Origin of the sequence: Mesorhizobium sp. LSJC269B00 (assembly GCF_000502815.1) — a bacterium.
Taxonomy (GTDB): Bacteria; Pseudomonadota; Alphaproteobacteria; order Rhizobiales; family Rhizobiaceae; genus Mesorhizobium.
Genome location: NZ_AYVN01000004.1, coordinates 343992 through 365471, shown reverse-complemented (window position 1 = coordinate 365471; position 21480 = coordinate 343992). Strand labels below are relative to the sequence as shown.

Genomic DNA, 21480 nt, shown 5'->3' with positions numbered 1-21480 from the left:
CCAATCTGCAGCGTTGCAGACAGGGCGCTATGGTCAGAGCTGCTGATCTCCCCCCTTGAGGGGGAGATGTCCGGCAGGACAGAGGGGGGTGCTGTCCCGCCGACGCTGCCAAGACGATCGCCCCTTTCCTGATATCTACAAGCGAGCTATCAGACCGCTGCCAGCGCCTNGCCGACGCTGCCAAGACGATCGCCCCTTTCCTGATATCTACAAGCGAGCTATCAGACCGCTGCCAGCGCCTGCGTCAGGTCGGCGATAAGATCGTCCGGATGCTCGACGCCGATCGACAGCCTGACCGTGGTCTCCAGCACGCCAATGCGCTGGCGCACGTCGAAGGGAATGCCGGAGTGCGTCATCGCCGCCGGGTGGCTGGCGAGTGACTCCGTGCCGCCGAGGCTCACCGCCAGCTTGAATATTTGCAGCCCGTTGAGAAATGCGAAGGCCGCCTTCTCTCCGCCTTTGATATCGAAAGAAAATGTCGACCCGGCGCCGCTGCATTGCGCCTTGTAGGCCCGTCCCGCTGCCGTATCCTCGCCCAGGAACGGCAGGTAATGCACCTTCTCGACCTTGGCGTGATCGCGCAGGAATTCGGCCACGAGCCGCGCATTGTCGTTGGCGCGCTCCATGCGGATGGACAGCGTCTCCAGCGAGCGGCCGAGCATCCAGCAGGAATGCGGGTCGAGTTGCGTGCCGATGGCGCCGCGCAGCGCCTTGATTGGCTTGGTCACCGCCTTGCTGCCCATCGCCGCACCGGCGATCAGGTCGGAATGGCCGCCGACATATTTGGTCAGCGAATAGACGGAGACATCGGCGCCATGTTCGATCGGCCGCTGGAACACCGGGCCGAGCAGCGTGTTGTCGCAGACGATGATCGGCGTCGATCCTTGGCTTGCGCCGATCTCGTCGGCAAACTTCCGGATCAGTGCGATGTCGACCAGGCTGTTGGTCGGATTTGACGGCGTTTCGATGAGAATGACCGAGACACGCCCCTTCGCCACCGCTGCATCAGCAGCGGCCCGCACCGCCTTCTCGTCGACGCCGTCGGCGAAGCCGACAGCGCCGATGCCGAAGCCGGACAGCGTGCGCGTCAAAAGCGTCTCAGTGCCGCCGTAAAGCGGCTGCGAATGCAAGATGACATCGCCCGGACGGGCATAGGCGAGCAGCGTGGTGGCGATCGCCGACATGCCGGACGAGAACAGGATGCAGGCGTCCGTTCCCTCATAAACCGCCAGCCGGTCCTCGACGATCTCGGAGTTGGGATGATTGAAGCGCGAATAGACCAGGCCGGACGCCGTGCCGCTCGGCGGCTCCTTGCGGCCGGATGTGTAGTCGAAGAAGTCGCGCCCCTCCTCCGCCGATTTGAACACGAAGGTCGAGGTCAGGAACACCGGCGGCTTGACGGCGCCTTCCGACAGTTGCGGATCGAAGCCATAGCTCAACATCAACGTTTCCGGATGGAGCTTGTGGTTGCCGATGTGGGTTTTCGACGGGCGCGGCGCGGTCATGGCTTTTCCTGCGTTCTGGAGGAGTCTCGTCCAGCAATTTATGCGATCCCGGTCCACCAGTCCTTGCTATTTTCGGCCTCGCATGGCTGCATCCCGGCAACAAATTGCCGAGCGAGAGCAAAAGTGCAACAGAAGATAGCCGACGATTTCGACCGCAAGATCCTGCGCGAGCTGCAGGCCGACGCCCGCATCACCAACAATGAGCTTGCGGAGCGCATCGGCCTGTCGCCGTCGCCATGTTTGAGGAGGGTACGCCGGCTGGAGGAGGCCGGCATTATCCGGGGCTATACCACGCTGGTCGACCCGGCCGCCTTCGGCTGGAACATGGTCGCCATCGCCACCGTCCGGCTCAGCCGCCAGAACGAGGACGAGATCGTCATGTTCGAAGACGCCATCCGCGGTTGGGAAGAGGTACTGGAATGCCACCTCGTCACCGGGTCACGCGATTATGTGTTGAAAGTGGTGACCGGCAGCCTCGAACAGTACGAGCGCTTCATCAAGGAAAAGATCGCGCGGCTGAAATGCGTCGCGTCGATCGAGACCAGCTTCGTCATGAACACCATAAAGGAACGGCGCCTCTGACATTTGGTCAAAGGCGCCGCTCTCGAGGTCGAAATTGCCTGGCAAGGCTTATTTGATCGCCTTGTCGGTGATGGCTGTGGTGTAGGCGCCGGTCGGCGCCTTGGTGATGATCTTCTGGTCGAGCAGCGCCTTGGCGGTGCGCTCGTAGGTCGCCGGGTCGAGCTTGCCGTCGGCATTGTCGATCAGCTTGGCGACTTCGCTCATCATCCGCTTCTGGTGGTTTTCGTCCTGGCCACCGCCGTCCATGACAATGCCCGCGGCCTCGTCATTGTTGTCGATGGCATATTTCCAGCCCTTCATCGAGGCGCGCACGAAACGCACCATCTTGTCTTCGAAAGCCGGATCCTTGAGCTTGTCTTCCGAGGCATAGAGCCCGTCCTCAAGCAGGTCGTTGCCCATCGCCGAGTAGTTGAACACGGTCAGTTGATCCGGCTTGTAGCCGGCATCGATCAGCTGCCAGTACTCGTTGTAGGTCATGACCGAAATGCAATCCGCCTGCTTCTGGATCAGCGGCTGCACGTCGAAGCTCTGCTTCAAAACCGTGACGCCGTCCGGGCCGCCTTCGGTCTTCAGGCCGAGCTTGTTCATCCAGGCGTAGAATGGATATTCGTTACCGAAGAACCAGACGCCCAGCGTGTGACCCTTGAAATCGGCTTCGGTCTTGATCGGGCCGTCCTTCGGGCAGACCAGCTCCATACCGGCCTTCTTGAACGGCTGGGCGATGTTGACCAGCGGCACGCCCTTTTCGCGCGCGGCGAGCGCCCCGCCCATCCAGTCGACGATGACGTCGGCGCCACCGCCGGCGATCACCTGCTCGGGTGCGATATCGGGACCGCCCGGCTTGATGTCGACGTCGAGGCCTTCTGCTTCATAAAAACCCTTGGCCTTGGCGACATAGTAGCCGGCAAACTGCGCCTGCGTGACCCATTTCAGCTGCAAGGTCACCTTGTCGGCGGCCATTGCCTGGAACGCGGCCAGCGACATCGCGCCGGCCAGCATCGGAATGATCAGTCTTTTCATGTTTTTACCCTCTGAAGTTAACACCCGAACCCACCGCCCTATCCACCACGGACAGAGGGATGCCAAAACGTGACGGCTCTCTCGACGAGAGCGACCACGCCATAAAAGACCGAACCCGCCAGTGCTGCAACTGCGATTTCGGCCCAGACCATATCGATGTTCATCCGCCCGACCTCGGTCGAGATGCGAAAGCCCATGCCGACCACAGGCGTGCCGAAGAACTCGGCGACGATGGCGCCGATCAGCGCCAGCGTCGAGTTGATCTTCAGCGCGTTGAAGATGAAGGGCGCTGCCGCCGGCAGCCGGAGCTTCAAGAGTGTTGGCCAGTAGCCCGACGCATAGGTGCGCATCAGGTCGCGCTCCATATGGCCGGAGGCGGCAAGACCGGCAACCGTGTTCACCAGCATTGGGAAGAAGGTCATGATGATGACGACCGCGGCCTTGGACGGCCAGTCGAAGCCGAACCACATCACCATGATTGGCGCCACACCGATGATCGGCAGCGCCGAGACCATATTGCCGATCGGCAGCAGACCGCGGCGCAGGAACGGCACGCGGTCGGCCGCAATCGCCACCAGGAAGCCGGCGCCGCTGCCGATGACATAACCGAAGATCACCGCCTTGAAGATGGTCTGCCTGATATCGGCGCCGAGCACCGGCAGGGAACTGGCGATGCGCACACCGATGGCGCTCGGCGGCGGCAAAAGGATGAAGGGAATGCCGGCGCCACGCGTCACCGCTTCCCATATGATCAGGATCCAGGCGCCGAAGATCGCCGGTATGATGAGGCGCAGCGCCATCCGCGCCCCTTTTGCCATCGGGCGAAGCCCCGACAGCACGGCGACGCAGCGCCATGCCAGCAGCCAGGCAGCGGCGAGCAGCAGGAAATACGGCGCCAATGCCATGCCTTCGAACCCTGTAATGCCCGAGATCAGCATCCAGGCGACAAGGTGAGCGCCGATAAACAGCACCGCAGCCTCGGCCACCGCCGAAATCCTGAGCATCGAGATCAGCCCCGCCAGCACGGCCAGGCCGATCATCGGGGTCTTTATACCGAAATAGGGGTAGTCGAAACTTGCCGTCGGGTCTGCAAGGGTGGCCGCTTCCGGCTTCGACATCGCGCCGAGCGACAGGGCTACAAGACACAGCGTAATGGCCAGCACCGCTTGCCAGGAGGGCTTCAGCCAGTTCATGCCGGCCTCCCGCCCATCGCGCGGTCAACGAGGCGCCCGGCTATGCCGACCACCATGACTAGAAGGGCCGCCACCACCGAGCCCGCCACAAGGGCGGACCAGATGTCGATGGACTGGCTGTAATAGGCGCCTGCCAAAAGCTTGGCGCCGATGCCGGCGACAGCACCGGTCGGCAGTTCGCCGACAATGGCGCCGACCAGGCTCGCCGCCACCGCCACCTTCATCGAGGTGAACAGGAACGGCACCGAGGCCGGCACCCGCAGCTTCCAGAAGGTCTGCGAGACACTGGCATTGTAGGTGTGCATCAGGTCGAGATGCATGAGTTCGGGCGAGCGCAGGCCCTTCACCATGCCAACCGTCACCGGGAAGAACGACAGGTAGGTCGAGATCATCGCCTTTGGGATCAGACCGCTGATGCCGATCGCCCCCAGCACGACGATGATCATCGGCGCCACCGCCAGAATGGGAATCGTCTGGGAGGCGATGATCCACGGCATCAGGCTGCGGTCGAGCGTCGCCACATGCACGATGCCAACCGCGATGACGATGCCGAGCGCCGTGCCGAAGGCAAAGCCGAGCAACGTCGACGACAGGGTCACCCAGGCATTGTAGACGAGGCTTCGGCTCGATGTGATGGGCCGCAGGAAGGTGTTCTCGAAGAAGTTCACCGCCACCTGATGCGGCGCCGGCAGCGTCGGCTTGGGCTGCGACAGCGTCTTGCCGATGAATTCGACTGTGCCGTGGGTTTCCCCGGCGCGCCGGTCGAGGTCGCGCTGGAAGGGCGCGTTTAGGATGGCGGCGAAGACATACCAGACCACCACCACGCCCAGGAGGATGGAGGTCACGGGGATGAGTTTTTCGCGGAAGGTGTCCATCTAGCGCGCCTCGCCAGCGGGGCGCCCTCCTCTCCCCAACGGGGAGAGGGTGGCCGGAGCGAAGCGGAGGTCGGGTGAGGGGGTAGAAATCTTTCCGTCGAGACAAGCCAAGATCGTATCCAGGACCGCTCGGCGCTCAGCCAAAACTTCGTGATTCCAGAAGCGCAGAACCGAATAACCTTGTCCGTTCAGCCAGGCTGTCCTGGCGGGATCGGTCAGTGAATCCGCGTGTTGGCTGCCATCAAGTTCGACAATCAGCCCCTGCTCGCGGCAGACGAAGTCCGCGATGAAAGGTCCGAGCGGCACTTGCCGCACAAATTTGTAGCCGTTGAGATGACGTCCTCTCAATTCCCCCCAAAGCCGGTATTCAGCTTCGGTCTCGTCAAACCGCAGCTTTCGGGCGTGAGCGGTTGCCCCGACATTTCTCTTGGTCGGATCCGTCGGCGCCGCCCCCTCACCCGACCTCCGCTTCGCTCCGGCCACCCTCTCCCCGTTGGGGAGAGGAGCCAGCCGGTCGTTCGCCCCCTCAATCATCATAGCTGTGCCCTGCCCTCAAGCCATCGCGCACGCGGGCCGCGATCGCCAAAAATTCCGGCGTCTCGCGGATGTCCAGTGGCCGCTCCTTTGGCAGCGTCGATTCGATGATGTCGGTAACCCGACCTGGGCGCGGCGACATGACGACGATGCGCGTTGACAGATACACCGCCTCGGGGATGGAATGGGTGACGAAGCAGATCGTCTTGTTGGTGCGCGCCCACAATTCCAGAAGCTGTTCATTGAGATGGTCGCGCACGATCTCGTCCAGCGCGCCGAAGGGCTCGTCCATCAGCAACAGGTCGGCGTCGAAGGCGAGCGCGCGGGCGATCGAAGCGCGCTGCTGCATGCCGCCGGAAAGCTGCCAGGGGTATTTCTTCTCGAAGCCGGAGAGGTTGACGAGCTCCATCGTGCGCTTGATGCGCTCGGCCTGCTCCGCTCTCGAAAGGCCGATGATCTCCAGCGGCAGCGCCACGTTACGCTCGATCGTGCGCCACGGGAAAAGGGCTGCCGCCTGGAAGACGTAGCCATAAGCGCGTTTCTCGCGCGCCTGTTCCGGCGTCATGCCGTTGACCGAGATCGTGCCCGATGTCGGTTTTTCCAGATCGGCGATGACGCGCAGCAAGGTGGTCTTGCCGCAGCCCGATGGGCCGATGAAGGAGACGAACTCGCCCTTGCCGATGGTCAGGTCGACATTGGAGAGCGCCTCTACCGGACCGTCATTGGTCTGAAAGGTAAGGCCAAGTCTGCTTGCCGAGACGACGGCTGGCGATTGTCCCGTCATCGCTTGCTGCCTGCCTCTCGCAGCCGCCCAGGATGAAATGCCGTTGCATTCGCGTTGATGTTGCTTTCCACTCGTCCAATCCCACCCAATCGACGCCCGGAGCCTTGCCGATGTCGCCCAAACCAACTTGTCACCTTATCCGTCCTGAAAGCACTTATGAAGGCAAGCAGGGATTGACCTATTTTGCCGGCATTGCAGCCGAGACGGTCGGCTCGTCCGGCATCTGCATGCATCTGCTCACCCTGCCGCCTGGCGCCCGCGCCAAGGCGCATCTGCATGAAAGCCATGAGACGGCGATCTATGTGCTCTCGGGCGAGGTCCACACATGGTATGGCGACAGGCTCGAGAACCACATCGTCGTCAAGGCCGGCGACCTCTTCTACATCCCGGCCGGCGTACCGCATCTGCCGGCCAATCTGAGCAACGCCCCGTCCTCGGCCGTCATCGCCCGCACCGATCCCAATGAACAGGAAAGCGTCGTCCTGTTGCCGGAACTGGATGCGCTGGTGGCCTGACGCTGACGGGACTGCCGTCATTTGCACCGCGCCACTTCGCCCATGACATTGCCGTCGTCGTCGGCGACCGTCAGCTTCTTGGCGTTCTTGGCGCTGCGCTTGATGGTGAATTTGGTCGGCTCCTGTCCTTCTTCGCCTTCCGCCTCGCATGTTGCCGTCACCACCAGCGACCCATCAGCCTGCGCTTGCTTGTCCGTGAAGGTGCAGGCGCTGGCGGCGGTGACCAATGCCTCGTCGGTCAAAAGCAGCATCCGATCGGCGGCGACTTCCTGGCCGTTTCGGTTGATGCAGCCATACTTGTCCCCATAGGGTTTCGTCAGGTCGATGCCTGCCGCAAGGGCCTGACCCGCAGCCAGAACGACTATCATCGCAACAGACGGCCCCAAACCGCGCGCGCTCATTCCCCCAGCTCCAACGTCACGAACACGGTTGCAACGGCCCCATTTCTTCAAGACCGGGAATGGTCACGAAGAACCCACCCTCGCCCTTGTTGGTGACCACAACGGTTTCAGCCGTCGTCCCCGCCTCGCCTTCGGCGGAACAGGTCGCATCAAGCGATTGCGTGCCCGGCGCCCACGTCAATTGCTGCGCGAACCGGCAGCCGCTGCCATAGGTCTCGATGCCTTCGGCGGTCAGCACGATATAATCGTCCCGGCCCTGAAAACCGGCCTTTGCAAAGACACAGCCGGCATCGTTGCCCCAGGAGCCGGCCAGCCTCTCGGCCCCTGTTGCCGGACCAGCGACCACCATCGCCACGACCAGTGAAATGAGCGCCCCCGGGCTCCGCAACGTCAAACGCCTGTCGCCGGAATGCCGGTGCGTTCCACCTTGCGCGGCGCGGTAATGTCCTTCCAGGTCGACAGAGCCCGGTTGACCGCCGCGTTCGGCTCGCGGGCGACGAATTCGCCATGGCCGGGCTTGGCCTTGACCTCCGCTTCCTCGACCGACAATTCGCCGCGCGAAAAGACGAAGCGCGGCAGGCCGGTCACCTCAAAACCTTCGAAGACGTTGTAGTCGATCACCGATTGCTGCTTCTTCGAGGTGATGGTCTTCTTGGCGCTGGGGTCCCACACCACGATGTCGGCGTCCGCGCCTTCGACGATGGCGCCCTTCCTAGGATACATGTTGAGGATCTTGGCGATGTTGGTCGAAGTCACCGCGACGAACTCGTTCATCGTCAGCCGCCCGGTGTTGACGCCCGTCGTCCACAGCACGGGCAAGCGGTCTTCAAGCCCGCCAGTGCCGTTCGGGATCTTGGTGAAATCGCCGAGGCCGTTGCGCTTCTGCTTGGTGGTGAAGGCGCAGTGGTCGGTCGCCACCACCTGCAGCGATCCCGCCTGCAGGCCGGCCCACAGCGAATCCTGGTGCAGCTTGTTGCGGAAGGGCGGACTCATGACGCGGCGCGCCGCATGGTCCCAATCCTTGTCGAAATACTCGCTTTCATCCAGCGTCAGATGCTGGATCAGCGGCTCGCCGAAAACCCGAATGCCCTTCTGGCGGGCGCGGCGGATGGCTTCGTGGCTCTGCTCGCAGGACACATGCACGACATAGAGCGGCACGCCGGCCATGTCGGCGATCATGATGGCGCGGTTGGTCGCCTCGCCCTCCACTTCCGGCGGCCGCGAATAGGCGTGTCCCTCGGGGCCATTATTGCCGGCGGCGAGCAGCTTTTGCGACAGCGCCGCAACCACGTCGCCATTCTCGGCATGAACGAGCGGCAGCGCGCCGAGATCGGCGCAGCGCTGGAACGACGCGTACATCTCGTCGTCGTCCACCATCAGCGCGCCCTTGTAGGCCATGAAATGCTTGAACGAGGTAATGCCTCTGTCGACGACGGTGGCCATCTCGTCGAACACCTGCTTGCCCCACCAGGTGATCGCCATGTGGAAGGAGTAGTCGCAGGCAGCCTTCGAGGTCTTGTTGTCCCACATCTGCAACGCTTCCAGCAGCGATTGCTGCGGTGCCGGCAGGCAGAAATCGACCACCATCGTGGTGCCACCGGAAAGGGCCGCACGCGTCCCGGACTCGAAATCGTCGGCCGAATAGGTGCCCATGAACGGCATTTCGAGATGGGTGTGCGGATCGATACCGCCCGGCATGACGTAACAGCCGCTGGCGTCGAACTCACGGTCGCCATGCAGGTTCGAGCCAATGGCGACGATCTTGCCGTGCTGCATCAGCACATCGGCCTTCCAGGTGCGGTCGGCGGTGACGATGGTGCCGTTTCGGATGACTTTGGTCATTGTCGTGTTCCCTTGTTCTCTTCGCGCTTCTTGTGAGCGTCGTTTTGAATACAGATCTTAGTTCACGCCACGATCCCCGCTGTCTCTACCACCGCATGGAACAGCACGTCGGCGCCGGCGCCGGCCCATTCCTTGGTGATTTCTTCGGCCTCGTTGTGTGACAACCCGTCAACGCAGGGGCACATCACCATGGCGGTCGGCGCGACGCGGTTGATCCAGCAGGCGTCGTGGCCGGCGCCGGAGACGAGGTTGCGGTGGGAATAGCCGAGCCGTTCGGCTGCGTCGCGGATCGCCTTGACGCAGCCGGCATCGAAGGTGACCGGATCGAAAGCGCCGACCTGCTCGACCTTATACTGGATGTCGAGCGCCTCACAGATCGTGTCGATGCCTTCGCGTATGCGCCCATCCATAGCGTCCAGCACTTCCTTCTCGGGCGAACGGATGTCGATGGTGAAGACGGTGCGTCCCGCAATGATGTTGCGCGAGTTCGGAAACACCTCCATGTGGCCGACAGCGCCGACGGCGTCGGGCTGGTAGTCCATGGCGATCTCATGCACCAGCTCGATCACGCGCGCCATGCCTAGACCGGCATTACGGCGCTTGGGCATCGGCGTCGAGCCGGTATGCGCCTCCTTGCCGGTCAGCGTTACCTGCAGCCATTTCAGGCCCTGGCCGTGGGTGACGACGCCAATGTCGATGCCTTCGTCCTCGAGGATCGGCCCCTGCTCGATATGCAGTTCGAAGAAGGCGTGGATCTTGCGATCACCGACCTTCTCGGTGCCTTTCCAGCCAATGCGCTCCAGCTCCTCGCCAAATTTCCTGCCCTGTTTATCAGTGTGCTGATACACGTCCGCCTGATCGAGCACACCGGCGAACACGCCGGACGCCATCATCGCCGGGGCAAAGCGCGAGCCTTCCTCATTGGTCCAGTTGGTGACGACGATCGGATGCCTGGTCTGGATGCCGAGATCGTTAAGTGAGCGGATGATCTCCAGCCCGCCGAGTACGCCGAGCACGCCGTCATACTTGCCGCCGGTCGGCTGCGTGTCGAGATGGCTGCCGACATAAACCGGCGGCAGGCTGGGATCAGCACCTTCCCGCCGGGCAAACATGGTGCCCATCTCGTCCAGGCCCATTTCGAGCCCGGCCGCCTCGCACCAGCGCTTGAACAGATGCCGTCCCTCGCCGTCCTCGTCGGTCACGGTCTGGCGATTGTTGCCGCCGGCAATACCGGGGCCGATCTTCGCCATCTCCATGATGGAATCCCACAAACGGTCTGAATTGATTCGCAGATTCTCGCCTGGGGCGGCCATGCTCTAAAACCTCATCGGTTGCGGGGCGGCGGCGTCCCCCTCCCCCTCGAGGGGAGGGTGGCCGCGAAGCGGTCGGGTGGGGTCGCCCGCGACGCGCGCGACCTTCTCTTTGACCACCTGCGCGACGTGCCAAGCGCTGTTTATGACATCGGGCTCGTCAACACGGAAGACTTCAAATCCGAGCGATCGCAGATAAGCATCGCGAACGGCATCGTGCCGCCTACCCCTGTCGTGTTCGTGCATGTCGCCATCGACCTCAACGATCAGCTTCACCGCCAAGCAGGCAAAATCCACGATGTACGGCCCAATCGGGCACTGACGGCGAAACTTGATGCCGGCTGATTTCAGGTCCCGCAGTTCATACCACAGCAGCGATTCTCCTTTGGTCGCGTGAACTCGAAGCGCTCGCGCCTTTTGGCGCATTTCGAAGCTCACGCGGGTACGGGGCATCAGGAGCGGCCTCGGAACAAAAGAGCGGGTCGGCGTCCGGTCGCACCGACCCCACCCGACCGCTTCGCGGCCACCCTCCCCTCGAGGGGGAGGGATATCCGCGCCCGGTTTGTCAATCGATCGCCCTCAGCACTTCTCTGACATGGTCGATCAATTCGTTGATCTGGCCCTTGGTGATGATCAGTGGCGGCGACAGCGCGATGATGTCGCCGGTGGTGCGGATCAGGGCGCCGCGCTCGAACGCCTTGACGAAGGCCGAGAAGGCCCGCTTGGTCGGGCTGCCTGCGATCGGCGCCAGTTCGATCGCGCCGATCAGGCCGATGTTCCTGATGTCGATGACATGCGGCTCGCCCTTCAGCGAATGCAGCGCATCTTCCCAGTAGGGCGCCAGTTCCTCGCCACGGGTGAGCAGGCCCTCTTCCTTGTAGGTGTCGAGCGTGCCGAGTGCGGCGGCACAGGCGATCGGATTGCCCGAATAGGTGTAGCCGTGGAAGAACTCGATCATGTGCTCGGGGCCGGTCATGAAGGCGTCGTGGATTTCCTTCTTCACGAACACCGCGCCCATCGGGATGACGCCGTTGGAGACGCCCTTGGCGGTGGTCATGATGTCGGGCGTGACGCCGAAATAATCCGCTGCGAACGGCGCGCCGAGACGGCCGAAACCGGTGATGACCTCGTCGAAGATCAGCAAAATGCCGTGCTTGGTGCAGATCTCGCGCAGCTTCTGCAGATAGCCCTTCGGCGGCAGGATGACGCCGGTGGAGCCGGCGACCGGTTCGACGATGACGGCGGCGATGGTCGAGGCGTCATGCAGGGCAACGATGCGCTCCAGCTCGTTGGCGAGTTCGGCGCCATATTCCGGCACGCCCTTGGAGAAGGCGTTCTTTTCCGGCAGATGCGTGTGCGGCATGTGGTCGACGCCGCCGAGCAGCGTGCCGAACATCTTGCGGTTGGTGACGATGCCGCCGACCGAAATGCCGCCGAAATTGACGCCGTGATAGCCGCGTTCGCGGCCGATCAGGCGGGTGCGCGCGCCCTCGCCCTTCACACGGTGATAGGCGATCGCCATCTTCAGCGCGGTTTCCACCGATTCCGAACCGGAATTGGTGAAGAAGACATGGTCCATGCCCTTGGGCGCGAGGTCGACCAGGCGGTTGGCCAGTTCGAACACGATCGGGTGACCCATCTGGAAGGCCGGCGCATAGTCGAGTTCGGCCGCCTGATGCTGGATCGCTTCCGTGATCTTGGGACGGCAATGGCCGGCATTGACGCACCAGAGGCCGGCGGTGCCGTCGAGCACCTTGCGGCCGTCGCTGGTGGTGTAGTGCATGTCCTTGGCGGACACGAACATGCGCGGCGCCTGTTTGAACTGCCGGTTTGCCGTGAACGGCATCCAGAATGCGCTGAGATCGTTCGGCGTGACTTTCAGCCGGTTGGACATGACCAAGACTTCCCCTTGTAACCTGTTTCGGTGCCGCTAACGCTTGGTCTTTCCAAAGCTTGGTCTTTGCTGCGTTTTCATGCTACGCAAATTTTTGACCGATTGGACAAACGTTAGCACCGCCCTGTCGGCGGTCAAGGGATTACTAGCGGAAATGCGGCCTGCGAAGTGCGCTCCACGGGTAAGAGAAAAACTGGTCCAGAGAATTGGTCCAGATGACCCGCTCGGCCAAGGCTTGCAGGGGTGAGCGGCGCCATGGAAGGCTCAGCCCCTCGCCGCACCCGCATCCAGCAGGAAAAGCGCGAACTGATCCTGGAAGCAGCGCTCGAAGTCTTCTCCACCAACGGCTTTCGCGGCTCGACCATTGACCAGATCGCCGAGGCCGCGGGGATGTCGAAGCCGAACCTGCTCTATTATTTCCGCCGCAAGGAAGACATCCACGAAACGCTGATGGAGCGGCTGCTGGCGACGTGGCTGGCGCCGCTACGTGAACTCGACGACATCGGCGACCCCCTGACCGAGCTCAGGAGCTACATCCGGCGCAAACTCGAAATGGCGCGTGATTTTCCCAGGGAGAGCCGGCTGTTCGCCAACGAGATCCTGCAAGGCGCGCCGCGCATCATGCCGCTGCTGGCGGGTGAGCTGAAAACGCTGGTCGACGAGAAGGCCAACGTCATCAAGGGCTGGATGCGCGCAGGGAAAATCGCCCGCACCGATCCCTGGCACCTGATCTTTTCGATCTGGGCGACGACGCAGCACTATGCCGATTTCGATGTCCAGGTCCGCGCGGTGCTTGGGCCCGATCGCGGCGGCGACGGCCGCTTCGAGGATGCGGCGCGGTTTCTGGAGCAGTTGTTCATTGATGGGCTGAAGCCGAAGGGCTGACCTTGGGCGTCAGGCGCTGCGGCGCTCCGCCGGCATCGCCTCAAGCAAATTCTGCAGCTTCTCGATCGAATTCTGTTCGGCCAGCGGCGTGTAGACGATCAGCTTCATGTCCGAGCCGTCGTCGATCGACAGGCTCATATGCTCGAACGTCATGGCGCCGGCGCTCGGATGTCGGACATGTTTCACCCCCGACAATCGGCGTGCCACGTCGCGTTGCGGCCACCAGTCGCGAAACTCCGGACTTGAGCGCGTCATAAGCACGATCAGCCGCTCGAAATCCGCATCGCCCACATAGCGGGCGCTTTCCGCCCGGAACGAGGCCAGCACGGTGCGCGCCAATTGCTCCCAGTCAACCAGCAGGCGCCGGTGATGCGGATTGGTGAACACCATGTGGACGATGTTGCGGGCGTCGCCCTCTAGCAGGCCATAATCACCGAACACCGCTACCGCCGCCGGATTCCAGGCCAGCACATCCCAGCGCCGCCCGACGACATAGGCCGGCTGCATCACCAGGCTCTCCAGCATATGCATTACCATCGACCTTTTCCGGCGCAGCCACGCGGTTCTCCGGTTGCTGGCGGCCTGCCAGGATGAACAGATGCCGCCTTTCAACGGCGTCGAGGCGCAGCGCTTCGCTGAGCGCCGCTAGCACCTCCACCGAGGGTCTGACCTCGCGCCCCTGCTCTAGCCATGTGTACCAGGTGGTGCCGACGCCGGCGATCATCGCCACTTCCTCGCGACGCAAGCCTGGCGTGCGTCTCCGCAGGCCGGTCGCGATGCCGGTGGCGGACGGCGTCAATCTTTCGCGGCGCGAGCGCAGGAAGGCACCAAGCTCGCGCCGGCGGCTGTCTTCAGCGGAGTGCGTGATAGCATCCATGAGAGCTATTATAGCAGTATTGATACCAGGATAAAGTTTGAACTGTTTGGGCTGCGTCAGGCGCCCCATCTTCCATCCAGAGAGATGGAGGCTCTGAATATGGATCTGAAAGACAAGACAATCCTCATCACCGGTTCGACCGATGGCGTCGGCCGTGTCGTCGCGCAAAGGCTGGGCGCCGGCGGCGCGCGCGTGCTGGTGCATGGCCGTGACGCGGCTCGCGGCAAGGCAGCCGTCGCAGAAATCGAATCCGCCGGCGGCAAAGCCGAGTTCCTCGCCGCGGACCTCGCCTCGCTAGCCGAGGTCCGCCGCCTCGCCGAGGCCGTACGCGCAAAAACCGACCGGCTCGACATCCTCATCAACAATGCCGGCATCGGCACGGCCGGCGCCAAGCGACAGCTCAGCGCCGACGGCTTCGAACTGCGCTTTGCGGTCAACTATCTCGCCGGTTTCCTGCTGACCTCGGAACTGCTGCCGCTGCTCAAGGCGAGTTCGCCGGCGCGCATCATCAACGTCGCCTCGGCCGGCCAGCAGGCGATCGATTTCGGCGATGTCATGCTGACACGTTCCTATGACGGCGTGCGCGCCTATTGCCAGAGCAAGCTGGCGCAGATCCTGTTCACCATCGACCTGGCCGGAGAGTTGAAAGGCAGCGGGGTCACCGTGAACGCTCTGCATCCGGCGAGCTACATGAACACCACCATGGTCCGCCAGGCCGGCGTGACGCCATGGAGTTCGGTCGAGACCGGCGCCGACGCCATTCTCAACCTCGCGACATCGCCCGCCCTGGAGGGCCGCAGTGGCCTCTATTTCGATGGCCAAAAGGAATCCCGCGCCAACGCACAAGCCTATGACGCCAAGGCCAGACAGCAATTGCGAACCCTGAGCCTCGACCTCGTCGGCCAAGCCTCCGCAAAATCGAAGGAACAGCATTCATGACCGGCAAGATCGAACACACGGTCGTCATCGGCGGCTCATCCGGCATCGGCTTGGCAACGGCGCGAAAACTGCTGGGCCCAGGCATGAAGGTGACCATCACCGGACGAAACCAGGACAAGCTCACCAGCGCCTGGAAGAGCCTCGGCGGCGCCGCCGAAAAAGCTGCCTTCGATGCTTCGAAGCCGGACGAAGTCCGCCAGTTCTTTGGGGAACTCGGACCGTTCGATCACCTCGTGCTGGCTGCCAGCGGCGGCAAGGGACTTGGGCGGTTCGAAACCCTCGACCTCTCAGACATCGCCGGCGGCGTCGACGAGAAAGTCAGGCCGCAGCTGTCCTGTTTGCAGGCAGCCTTACCGACGCTCAACAGATCGGGATCGGTCACTTTCATCTCGGCGGTGTCGGCACAATTGTCGGCGCCCGGCGTGGCTGGCATTGCCGCCGTCAACGGCATGCTGCTGACGGTGGTGCCGATCCTGGCGGTCGAACTGAAGCCTCTGCGCGTCAACGTCGTGGCGCCCGGCGTCATCGACACGCCATGGTGGGATTTTCTGGCCGAAGACCAGCGGCAGGCGGTGTTCAGCGAATATGCCGGCAAAACCCCGGTGGGCAGGATCGGCCGCGCCGAAGACGTCGCCGGCGCAATCGCCTTTCTCGTCTCCAACGGCTTCATGACCGGCCAGGTGCTGACCTGCGACGGCGGCCTGCGCTACGCGGCGTGACCTTACAGCGACTGCGCGATCAGCGTGAGAAGGCCTCCGGCCAGTGCGACGTTGCCTACGAAACCGTTGATGCGCGACGCCCGGTCCGGGCCCTGATGGTCCCAGAAATTGTGGAACATCGGCGTGGCGACGATGAGAAACAGCAGCAGCACGGCGCAGGCGGTCGCAGTCCACAGGCCGGCCATCAACAGCGCGCCGGCAATGGTCTGCAGGACGATGCCGGCCCACAACGCCAATCTCGCCTGCGGCACGCCGCGCGCGGTCATCAGCCCTGTCAGGAAGGTCTCGTTCTGAACATTGCGCAGGCCGGCGAAAACGAAGGCGCCGCCGAGCAACAGGCGGCCGAGAAACAAAAAGGTCGAAGGCAAATCGACAGGCATGAAATCTTCCCCGTACTTAAGCATGAAACAGGTGGAGCGCCGCCCTTTCGACGGCGCTCCATGACTAACCGGACGGTCAGGCTGCTTTGGCAGCCGGCATCGGGTGAATGGCGTGGAACGGGATGCAGAGCCGGTTCCAGGTGTTGATCATGCCGATCGCGACCGACAGCTTGACCAGTTCCTCTTCCGAGAAGTGCTCGAGCGTGCGGGCATAGAGTTCGTCCGAAACGCCATTGTTGGCGATCAGGGTCGTTGCCTCGGTCCAGGCAAGGGCCGCGCGTTCACGTTCGGAAGACAGCGGCGATTCCTGCCAGGCCGAAACCAGATAGAGCCGTGTCTCGGTTTCGCCGTCGCGCCTTGCCTCGCGGCTGTGCATCTCGACGCAGTAGGAGCAGCCATTGATCTGCGAGGCGCGGAGCTTGATCAAATGCAGCAGGCTCACTTCAAGCCCGCATTCGTCGACCGCCTTGTTGAGCGCTGACACCGCCTTCATGATTTCCGGCGCCTTGGCAAAGAATTGCAGTCTCTGTTTCATCGTCTTTCCTTTCTGTCTGGCGGGGGTTAACTTTGCTTGGCTGCAGCGGGTTTCTGCGGCCGCTGATGGCGCGCGACAAAGGCACAGCTGGCGGCAAACGATCGCGGATCGCCTTCGGCCTTGTAGTCAGCCAGGATGTCGGACAACCGGGTTTCCGCGAGGGCCGCGCGATAGGCGCGCTCGGCCTTCAGCATCGCGGCATTGATGCCGCACGGCTTCACATAGGCCGAAGCATCGATCTTGACCGGGCCGCGCTGGCGGATCTCGCCGCAGCGGAAGGCCGGCTCGCGACCCTCGACCGCAAGCACGATATCGAGCAGCGTGATGCGCTCGGCCGGACGCGCCAGCCGGTAGCCGCCCGCCGGTCCCGGCACCGATTCCAGGATGCGCGCAGCCGTCAGCTGGTTCAGATGTTTCAGCAGATAGCTCGGCGACAGGCCGAAGGACTCTGCCAAAGCAGCACCCGGTATCGTGCTGTTGCCCTCCACGCTGGCCAGTGTGGCCGCGCAATGGATGGCCGCTTCTACACCCTCGCCCAGCTTCACGATGTTGCGCTCCTATTCATGGATATCTTTTATCCTAGATAAATTTTATCTGCAATAGGGAAATGCGGAAATTCACATATAGCAATGGCTTCACAGAACTTGGGCATCCCGGTCTGCGGCCTGCACACATTTCCGGGCGGCTGGTCTGTGGCGATAGCGTGTATGGCGGCTTGGCGCATGCATTGTCTTATATTGCGCTGATCGACCCCCACTCCGTCTCGGCTTCGCCGAGCCACCTCTCCCCCGATCGACGGGGGAGAGGAACGGCGCCAAGTTTTTTGCCGTCCAACGTTCGTCCAGTAAAGCTCCCTTCCTTTCCCTCCGGAGGGAGGAAAGGCGGCGCTGCGAAGCAGCGACGGATTGGGGGAACCACGTGGCAACCAAGCCCTCACGCCGACCAGTCACAGAAGATGAGTGCACAACGTAGACGTCGATCGGGGCGAGGAACCCAAGTCTACTCCGCAGCCACCTTGGCCATCGGGTTGTTCGGGTGTGTCGTCCAATTGGCATAGACCGGCGACACCGGCTTGCCGGTGCGCTGGTCCATCACGCCGGCGGCCAGCGGCTCCATGGTGATGCAGTTCTCGACCGGGCAGACATTGACGCACAGATTGCAGCCGACGCATTCGGCCTCGATCACCTCGAAATGCCTGACGCCGTCGACCATGTTGGTGATTGCCTGGTGCGAAGTGTCCTCGCAGGCGATGTGGCAGCGGCCGCATTTGATGCAGGCGTCCTGATCGATACGCGCCTTGGCGATGTAATTGAGGTTGAGATACTGCCAGTCGGTAACATTGGGCGTGGCGCGGCCGACAATGTCGTTGAGCGAGGCGTGGCCTTTCTCGTCCATCCAGTTTTCGAGACCGGCGATCATCTCCTGCACGATCTTGAAGCCGTATGTCATCGCCGCCGTGCACACCTGCACATTGCCGGCGCCGAGCGCCATGAATTCAGCCGCATCGCGCCAGGTGGTGATGCCGCCAATGCCGGAGATCGGCAGGCCGCGCGTTTCCGGATCGCGGGCGATCTCGGCCACCATGTTCATGGCAATCGGCTTCACCGCCGGGCCGCAATAGCCGCCATGCGAGCCTTTGCCGTCGATGGTCGGCTGCGGCGCGAAACTGTCTAGGTCGACGCCGGTGATCGAGTTGATGGTGTTGATCAGCGACACCGCGTCGGTTCCGCCGGAGAGTGCGGCGCGCGCCGGCTTGCGCACATCTGTGATATTCGGCGTCAGCTTGGTGATGACAGGCATGCGGGTGTTGGCCTTGCACCAGCGCACTACCATTTCGATGTATTCAGGCACCTGGCCGACAGCCGCGCCCATGCCGCGTTCCGACATGCCGTGCGGGCAGCCGAAATTGAGCTCGATGCCGTCGGCTTCGGTCTCCTCGACCACCGGCAGGATCGCCTTCCAGCTTTCCTCGACGCATGGCACCATCAGTGAGACGACGATGGCGCGGTCGGGCCAGTCCTTCTTGACCTGTTTGATCTCGCGCAGATTGACCTGCAAATCGCGGTCGGTGATCAGCTCGATATTGTTGAGGCCGAGCAGGCGCCGGTCGGCCCCCCAAATCGCGCCATAACGCGGGCCGTTGACGTTGACCACCGGCGGACCTTCTTCGCCCAGCGTCTTCCACACGACGCCGCCCCAGCCCGCCTTGAAGGCGCGGATGACATTGTAGGCCTTGTCGGTCGGCGGCGCCGAAGCCAGCCAGAACGGATTGGGCGATTTGATGCCGACGAAATTGTTGCGGATGTCTGCCATGACAGGTCCCTTTCAACCGAGACGAAGGAGCATTTCCACGGGTGCGAGAATGCCGCCTTTAAGCGCGGGGGTGAGATTGGCGATCTTGGTGCCGGCGTTCTCGCCCATGATAAGATTAACGCCAGGCGGCGGCTTTTTTCCTTCCGCCTGCGCCGCAGCCATGCGCGCCCGTATCGTGTCGAAAAATTCGATGGCGAAGGCGCCACGAGGGCGCTCGGCGGTTACAGAGAACCCCGCGGCGGCGGCAGCCGAACGATAGTCGTCGGGCGTGGCAACGAAGGACATGCTCTCGTCGGATGCCCATGGCAGCGGATAGGTCAGCGCACCTGCCTTGAGCCGCATCACATCGTAGACGGCAAAGACGCCGCCCGGCTTGAGCACACGCGCCGCCTCGCTCATCAGCTTTTTCTTGTCGGGAAGATTCATGCCGACATGCAGGATCATGGCCGTATCAAAGCTTTTGTTGCTGAACGGCATGTCGAGCGCGCTGCCCTGCACGAACCGGACTTTGTCGGCCATTCCCACCCGCTTCGACAGGCTGGTCGCGATGTCGACATAGCTTTGCGTCAGATCAATGCCGGTGACATCGGCGCCGGCATTGTTGGCGGCGAAGCGGGCTGGACCACCCACGCCGGAACCAATGTCGAGCAGCCTGGCCCCCGGCTTCAAACCCATCTGGCCGATGAGTTCCCTGGTGGCGGCGATACCGCCAATGTGGAACTCGTCGACCGCTTCGAGATCGCCAGCGCGTAGATGGGCAATTTCCACGCCGGTATCGGCGACCACGGCAAGAATGTGCTGCTCAAGATCCGAGACGTCGTAGTGACGCGCGATGCCTGATTCCACTGAGGCCATGATCTCTATCCCTGTGCCAGACTCCGGTTGATGCTCTCCGCCGCATCGCGGCCTTGCGCGACGGCCGATACCGTCAAATCGTCGCCGCCAAAAATGCAGTCGCCGCCGGCCCAGACATTGGCGAGCGAGGTGCGCCCTTCTGCGCCGACCTTGATGCGGCCGGCTTCGAGTTCGATCGCAGCACCGCTGCCGTTAAGTGCCGCCGGCACAAAGCTCTGGCCGATCGCCTTGAACACCTGGTCGGCGGCCAGCGTCAGCCGCTCGCCGGTGCCGACAAGCGTGTCGCCGTTCATCGCTGTGTATTCGAGCTCGATGCCCGACACTTTGCCACCTTCGACAATGACCCGCTTCGGCTGCAGCCAGTGGCGGATGGTGACGCCGTTGGCGGCTGCCAGATCCTGCTCGAACTCGGAAGCGTTCATGTGTTCCTGGCCGCGCCGGTAGCAGATCGTCACCTCCTCGGCGCCGAGCAGCTTCGACTGCACGGCGGCGTCGATCGCCGTCATGCCGCCGCCGATGACGACGACGCGCCGGCCGACCGGCAGGCTCGCGAGATCGCTGGCCTGGCGTAGCCCGGCGATGAACTCGACCGCATTGACAACGCCATCGGCGTCCTCGCCATCCGCGCGCAACGCATTCACGCCGCCTAGCCCCATGCCGAGGAAGACGGCATCGTAATTCCGGATCAGGTCCGACAGCCGGTAGTCGCGGCCGAGCGCCCTGCCGTTCTGGATATCGATGCCGCCGATCCCCGTGACATAGTCGACTTCGGCCTGGGCGAAATTGTCGATGCTCTTGTAGGCGGCGATGCCGTATTCGTTGAGGCCGCCGGCCTTCGGGCGGGCTTCCAGTATGGTCACCTCGTGGCCATGGCGGGCGAGCCGGTGCGCCGCGGCGAGGCCGGCCGGACCGGCGCCGACCACGGCGACCGACTTGCCGGTCGATTCAGCGCGCGAATAAAACTGCTTGTGCTCGGCCATGGCGACATCGGTGGCGTAGCGCTGCAGGCGGCCGATCTGCACCGGCTTGCCTTCCGCCACCTCGCGCACGCAGACCTCTTCGCACAGCGTCTCGGTAGGGCAGACGCGGGCGCACATGCCACCCAATATGTTCTGGTCGAAAATCGTCTTGGCCGAACCGATCGGGTTGCCGGTCGAGATCTGGCGGATGAACAGCGGAATGTCGATCGAGGTCGGGCACGCATTCATGCACGGCGCATCGTAACAGAAATAGCAGCGGTCGGATTCGACCAGCGCCTCGTGGTGATCGAGCGGCGGATGCAGGTCGGAAAAATTCTCGGCGTACTGGTCGGCGGCAAGCCGGCCGCCGGCAATGCCGTCCTTGAACTGGCCTTCTGGCATCGTCAGTTCCCCTGTTTTCGTTTTGGGGAAGGCTAGCACGTTTTATTTTTTTATCAATTGGTCAATTTTCGACCCAAGCCGCTGAAAAGACTAGCTGATAATATGATTTAGTTCCTCATGTTATGAGTGACGGTTGCGTCCTCAAAGAGGGGAGCGCGACA

The 21480-nt window shown here is 62.8% G+C and carries 23 protein-coding genes and 1 pseudogene; 5 read left to right on the top strand and 19 right to left on the bottom strand.

The genetic code is table 11. The features are described 5' to 3' along the window. Positions 1-221 precede the first annotated feature (221 nt). A complete protein-coding gene (locus tag X771_RS152330) occupies positions 222-1505 on the bottom strand; it encodes a cystathionine gamma-synthase family protein (protein WP_023688001.1) in 1284 nt (427 codons plus the stop codon). A gap of 123 nt (positions 1506-1628) precedes the next feature. Here X771_RS152330 and X771_RS152335 point away from each other — a divergent pair, with 123 nt between their 5' ends. Continuing rightward, a complete protein-coding gene (locus tag X771_RS152335) occupies positions 1629-2087 on the top strand; it encodes an Lrp/AsnC family transcriptional regulator (RefSeq protein ID WP_023682177.1) in 459 nt (152 codons plus the stop codon). 48 nt (positions 2088-2135) lie between these two features. Here X771_RS152335 and X771_RS152340 read toward each other — a convergent pair whose 3' ends face one another. From X771_RS152340 to X771_RS152355, 5 genes are read right to left on the bottom strand one after another with little or no spacing between them, the layout of a single operon-like run. Beyond that, complete coding sequence (locus tag X771_RS152340; protein WP_023682178.1) at positions 2136-3107, bottom strand: ABC transporter substrate-binding protein; 972 nt, start codon at positions 3105-3107, stop codon at positions 2136-2138. 38 nt (positions 3108-3145) lie between these two features. Continuing rightward, positions 3146-4300, bottom strand: a complete 1155-nt coding sequence (locus X771_RS152345; RefSeq protein ID WP_023688000.1) for an ABC transporter permease — start codon at positions 4298-4300, stop codon at positions 3146-3148. Next, positions 4297-5175 carry an ABC transporter permease gene (locus tag X771_RS152350; RefSeq protein ID WP_023687999.1) on the bottom strand — a complete coding sequence of 293 codons (879 nt, stop codon included), beginning with the start codon at positions 5173-5175 and terminating at the stop codon, positions 4297-4299. Before X771_RS152350 ends, X771_RS152345 begins: the two co-directional genes overlap by 4 nt. Beyond that, positions 5176-5658, bottom strand: coding sequence for an endonuclease domain-containing protein (locus tag X771_RS01000000164970; protein WP_050587436.1), 483 nt, complete (start codon positions 5656-5658; stop codon positions 5176-5178). A 43-nt stretch (positions 5659-5701) separates the two neighbouring features. After that, on the bottom strand, positions 5702-6493 hold the full coding sequence (locus X771_RS152355) for an ABC transporter ATP-binding protein (protein WP_023687997.1): 792 nt from the start codon (positions 6491-6493) through the stop codon (positions 5702-5704). A 104-nt stretch (positions 6494-6597) separates the two neighbouring features. Between X771_RS152355 and X771_RS152360 the strand changes: the two genes are divergently transcribed. Beyond that, positions 6598-7008: a cupin domain-containing protein gene (locus X771_RS152360; RefSeq protein WP_023668218.1), complete on the top strand. Its 411-nt coding sequence runs from the start codon at positions 6598-6600 to the stop codon at positions 7006-7008. A 17-nt stretch (positions 7009-7025) separates the two neighbouring features. Here X771_RS152360 and X771_RS152365 read toward each other — a convergent pair whose 3' ends face one another. The 6 genes from X771_RS152365 to X771_RS152390 all read right to left on the bottom strand — a co-directional run bounded on the left by X771_RS152365 (position 7026) and on the right by X771_RS152390 (position 12455). Beyond that, a complete protein-coding gene (locus X771_RS152365; protein WP_023729378.1) occupies positions 7026-7409 on the bottom strand; it encodes a hypothetical protein in 384 nt (127 codons plus the stop codon). Between the two features lie 16 nt (positions 7410-7425). Next, positions 7426-7803 carry a hypothetical protein gene (locus X771_RS152370; protein WP_023668216.1) on the bottom strand — a complete coding sequence of 126 codons (378 nt, stop codon included), beginning with the start codon at positions 7801-7803 and terminating at the stop codon, positions 7426-7428. Further along, a complete protein-coding gene (gene hydA, locus X771_RS152375) occupies positions 7800-9251 on the bottom strand; it encodes a dihydropyrimidinase (RefSeq protein WP_023687996.1) in 1452 nt (483 codons plus the stop codon). Before hydA ends, X771_RS152370 begins: the two co-directional genes overlap by 4 nt. 62 nt (positions 9252-9313) lie before the next feature. After that, the gene (locus X771_RS152380; RefSeq protein ID WP_023687995.1) at positions 9314-10564 is read right to left on the bottom strand and encodes a Zn-dependent hydrolase; all 1251 of its coding nucleotides are present in this window, start codon (positions 10562-10564) and stop codon (positions 9314-9316) included. Positions 10565-10567: 3 nt separating this feature from the next. After that, on the bottom strand, positions 10568-10987 hold the full coding sequence (locus X771_RS152385; protein WP_245260016.1) for an endonuclease domain-containing protein: 420 nt from the start codon (positions 10985-10987) through the stop codon (positions 10568-10570). A gap of 139 nt (positions 10988-11126) precedes the next feature. Then, entirely contained in the window at positions 11127-12455 is a 1329-nt protein-coding gene (locus tag X771_RS152390) for an aspartate aminotransferase family protein (protein WP_023687994.1), read from the bottom strand. 255 nt (positions 12456-12710) lie between these two features. Between X771_RS152390 and X771_RS152395 the strand changes: the two genes are divergently transcribed. Next, positions 12711-13340 carry a TetR family transcriptional regulator C-terminal domain-containing protein gene (locus X771_RS152395; protein ID WP_023687993.1) on the top strand — a complete coding sequence of 210 codons (630 nt, stop codon included), beginning with the start codon at positions 12711-12713 and terminating at the stop codon, positions 13338-13340. Positions 13341-13349: 9 nt separating this feature from the next. Here X771_RS152395 and X771_RS01000000164965 read toward each other — a convergent pair. Continuing rightward, positions 13350-14217 (bottom strand): annotated as a pseudogene (locus X771_RS01000000164965) (helix-turn-helix transcriptional regulator). Between the two features lie 99 nt (positions 14218-14316). Between X771_RS01000000164965 and X771_RS152400 the strand changes: the two are divergent. Both X771_RS152400 and X771_RS152405 read left to right on the top strand, forming a co-directional pair. Beyond that, a complete protein-coding gene (locus tag X771_RS152400; RefSeq protein WP_023687992.1) occupies positions 14317-15156 on the top strand; it encodes an SDR family oxidoreductase in 840 nt (279 codons plus the stop codon). Further along, a complete protein-coding gene (locus tag X771_RS152405; protein WP_023687991.1) occupies positions 15153-15875 on the top strand; it encodes an SDR family oxidoreductase in 723 nt (240 codons plus the stop codon). Before X771_RS152400 ends, X771_RS152405 begins: the two co-directional genes overlap by 4 nt. A gap of 2 nt (positions 15876-15877) precedes the next feature. Here the strand turns inward: X771_RS152405 and X771_RS152410 are convergent, their stop codons facing one another. The 6 genes from X771_RS152410 to X771_RS152435 all read right to left on the bottom strand — a co-directional run bounded on the left by X771_RS152410 (position 15878) and on the right by X771_RS152435 (position 21319). Beyond that, positions 15878-16255: a DoxX family protein gene (locus tag X771_RS152410; protein ID WP_023687990.1), complete on the bottom strand. Its 378-nt coding sequence runs from the start codon at positions 16253-16255 to the stop codon at positions 15878-15880. 76 nt (positions 16256-16331) lie between these two features. Further along, a complete protein-coding gene (locus X771_RS152415; RefSeq protein WP_023687989.1) occupies positions 16332-16790 on the bottom strand; it encodes a carboxymuconolactone decarboxylase family protein in 459 nt (152 codons plus the stop codon). A 26-nt stretch (positions 16791-16816) separates the two neighbouring features. Further along, entirely contained in the window at positions 16817-17335 is a 519-nt protein-coding gene (locus tag X771_RS152420; protein ID WP_023687988.1) for an Rrf2 family transcriptional regulator, read from the bottom strand. 454 nt (positions 17336-17789) lie between these two features. Then, positions 17790-19103: an NAD-dependent dihydropyrimidine dehydrogenase subunit PreA gene (gene preA / locus X771_RS152425; protein ID WP_023668204.1), complete on the bottom strand. Its 1314-nt coding sequence runs from the start codon at positions 19101-19103 to the stop codon at positions 17790-17792. Positions 19104-19115: 12 nt separating this feature from the next. Beyond that, positions 19116-19958, bottom strand: coding sequence for a methyltransferase domain-containing protein (locus tag X771_RS152430; protein ID WP_023687987.1), 843 nt, complete (start codon positions 19956-19958; stop codon positions 19116-19118). A gap of 5 nt (positions 19959-19963) precedes the next feature. After that, positions 19964-21319 (bottom strand): NAD(P)-dependent oxidoreductase, encoded by a 1356-nt coding sequence (locus X771_RS152435; protein WP_023687986.1) that lies wholly within the window; start codon positions 21317-21319, stop codon positions 19964-19966. Positions 21320-21480: the final 161 nt, after the last annotated feature.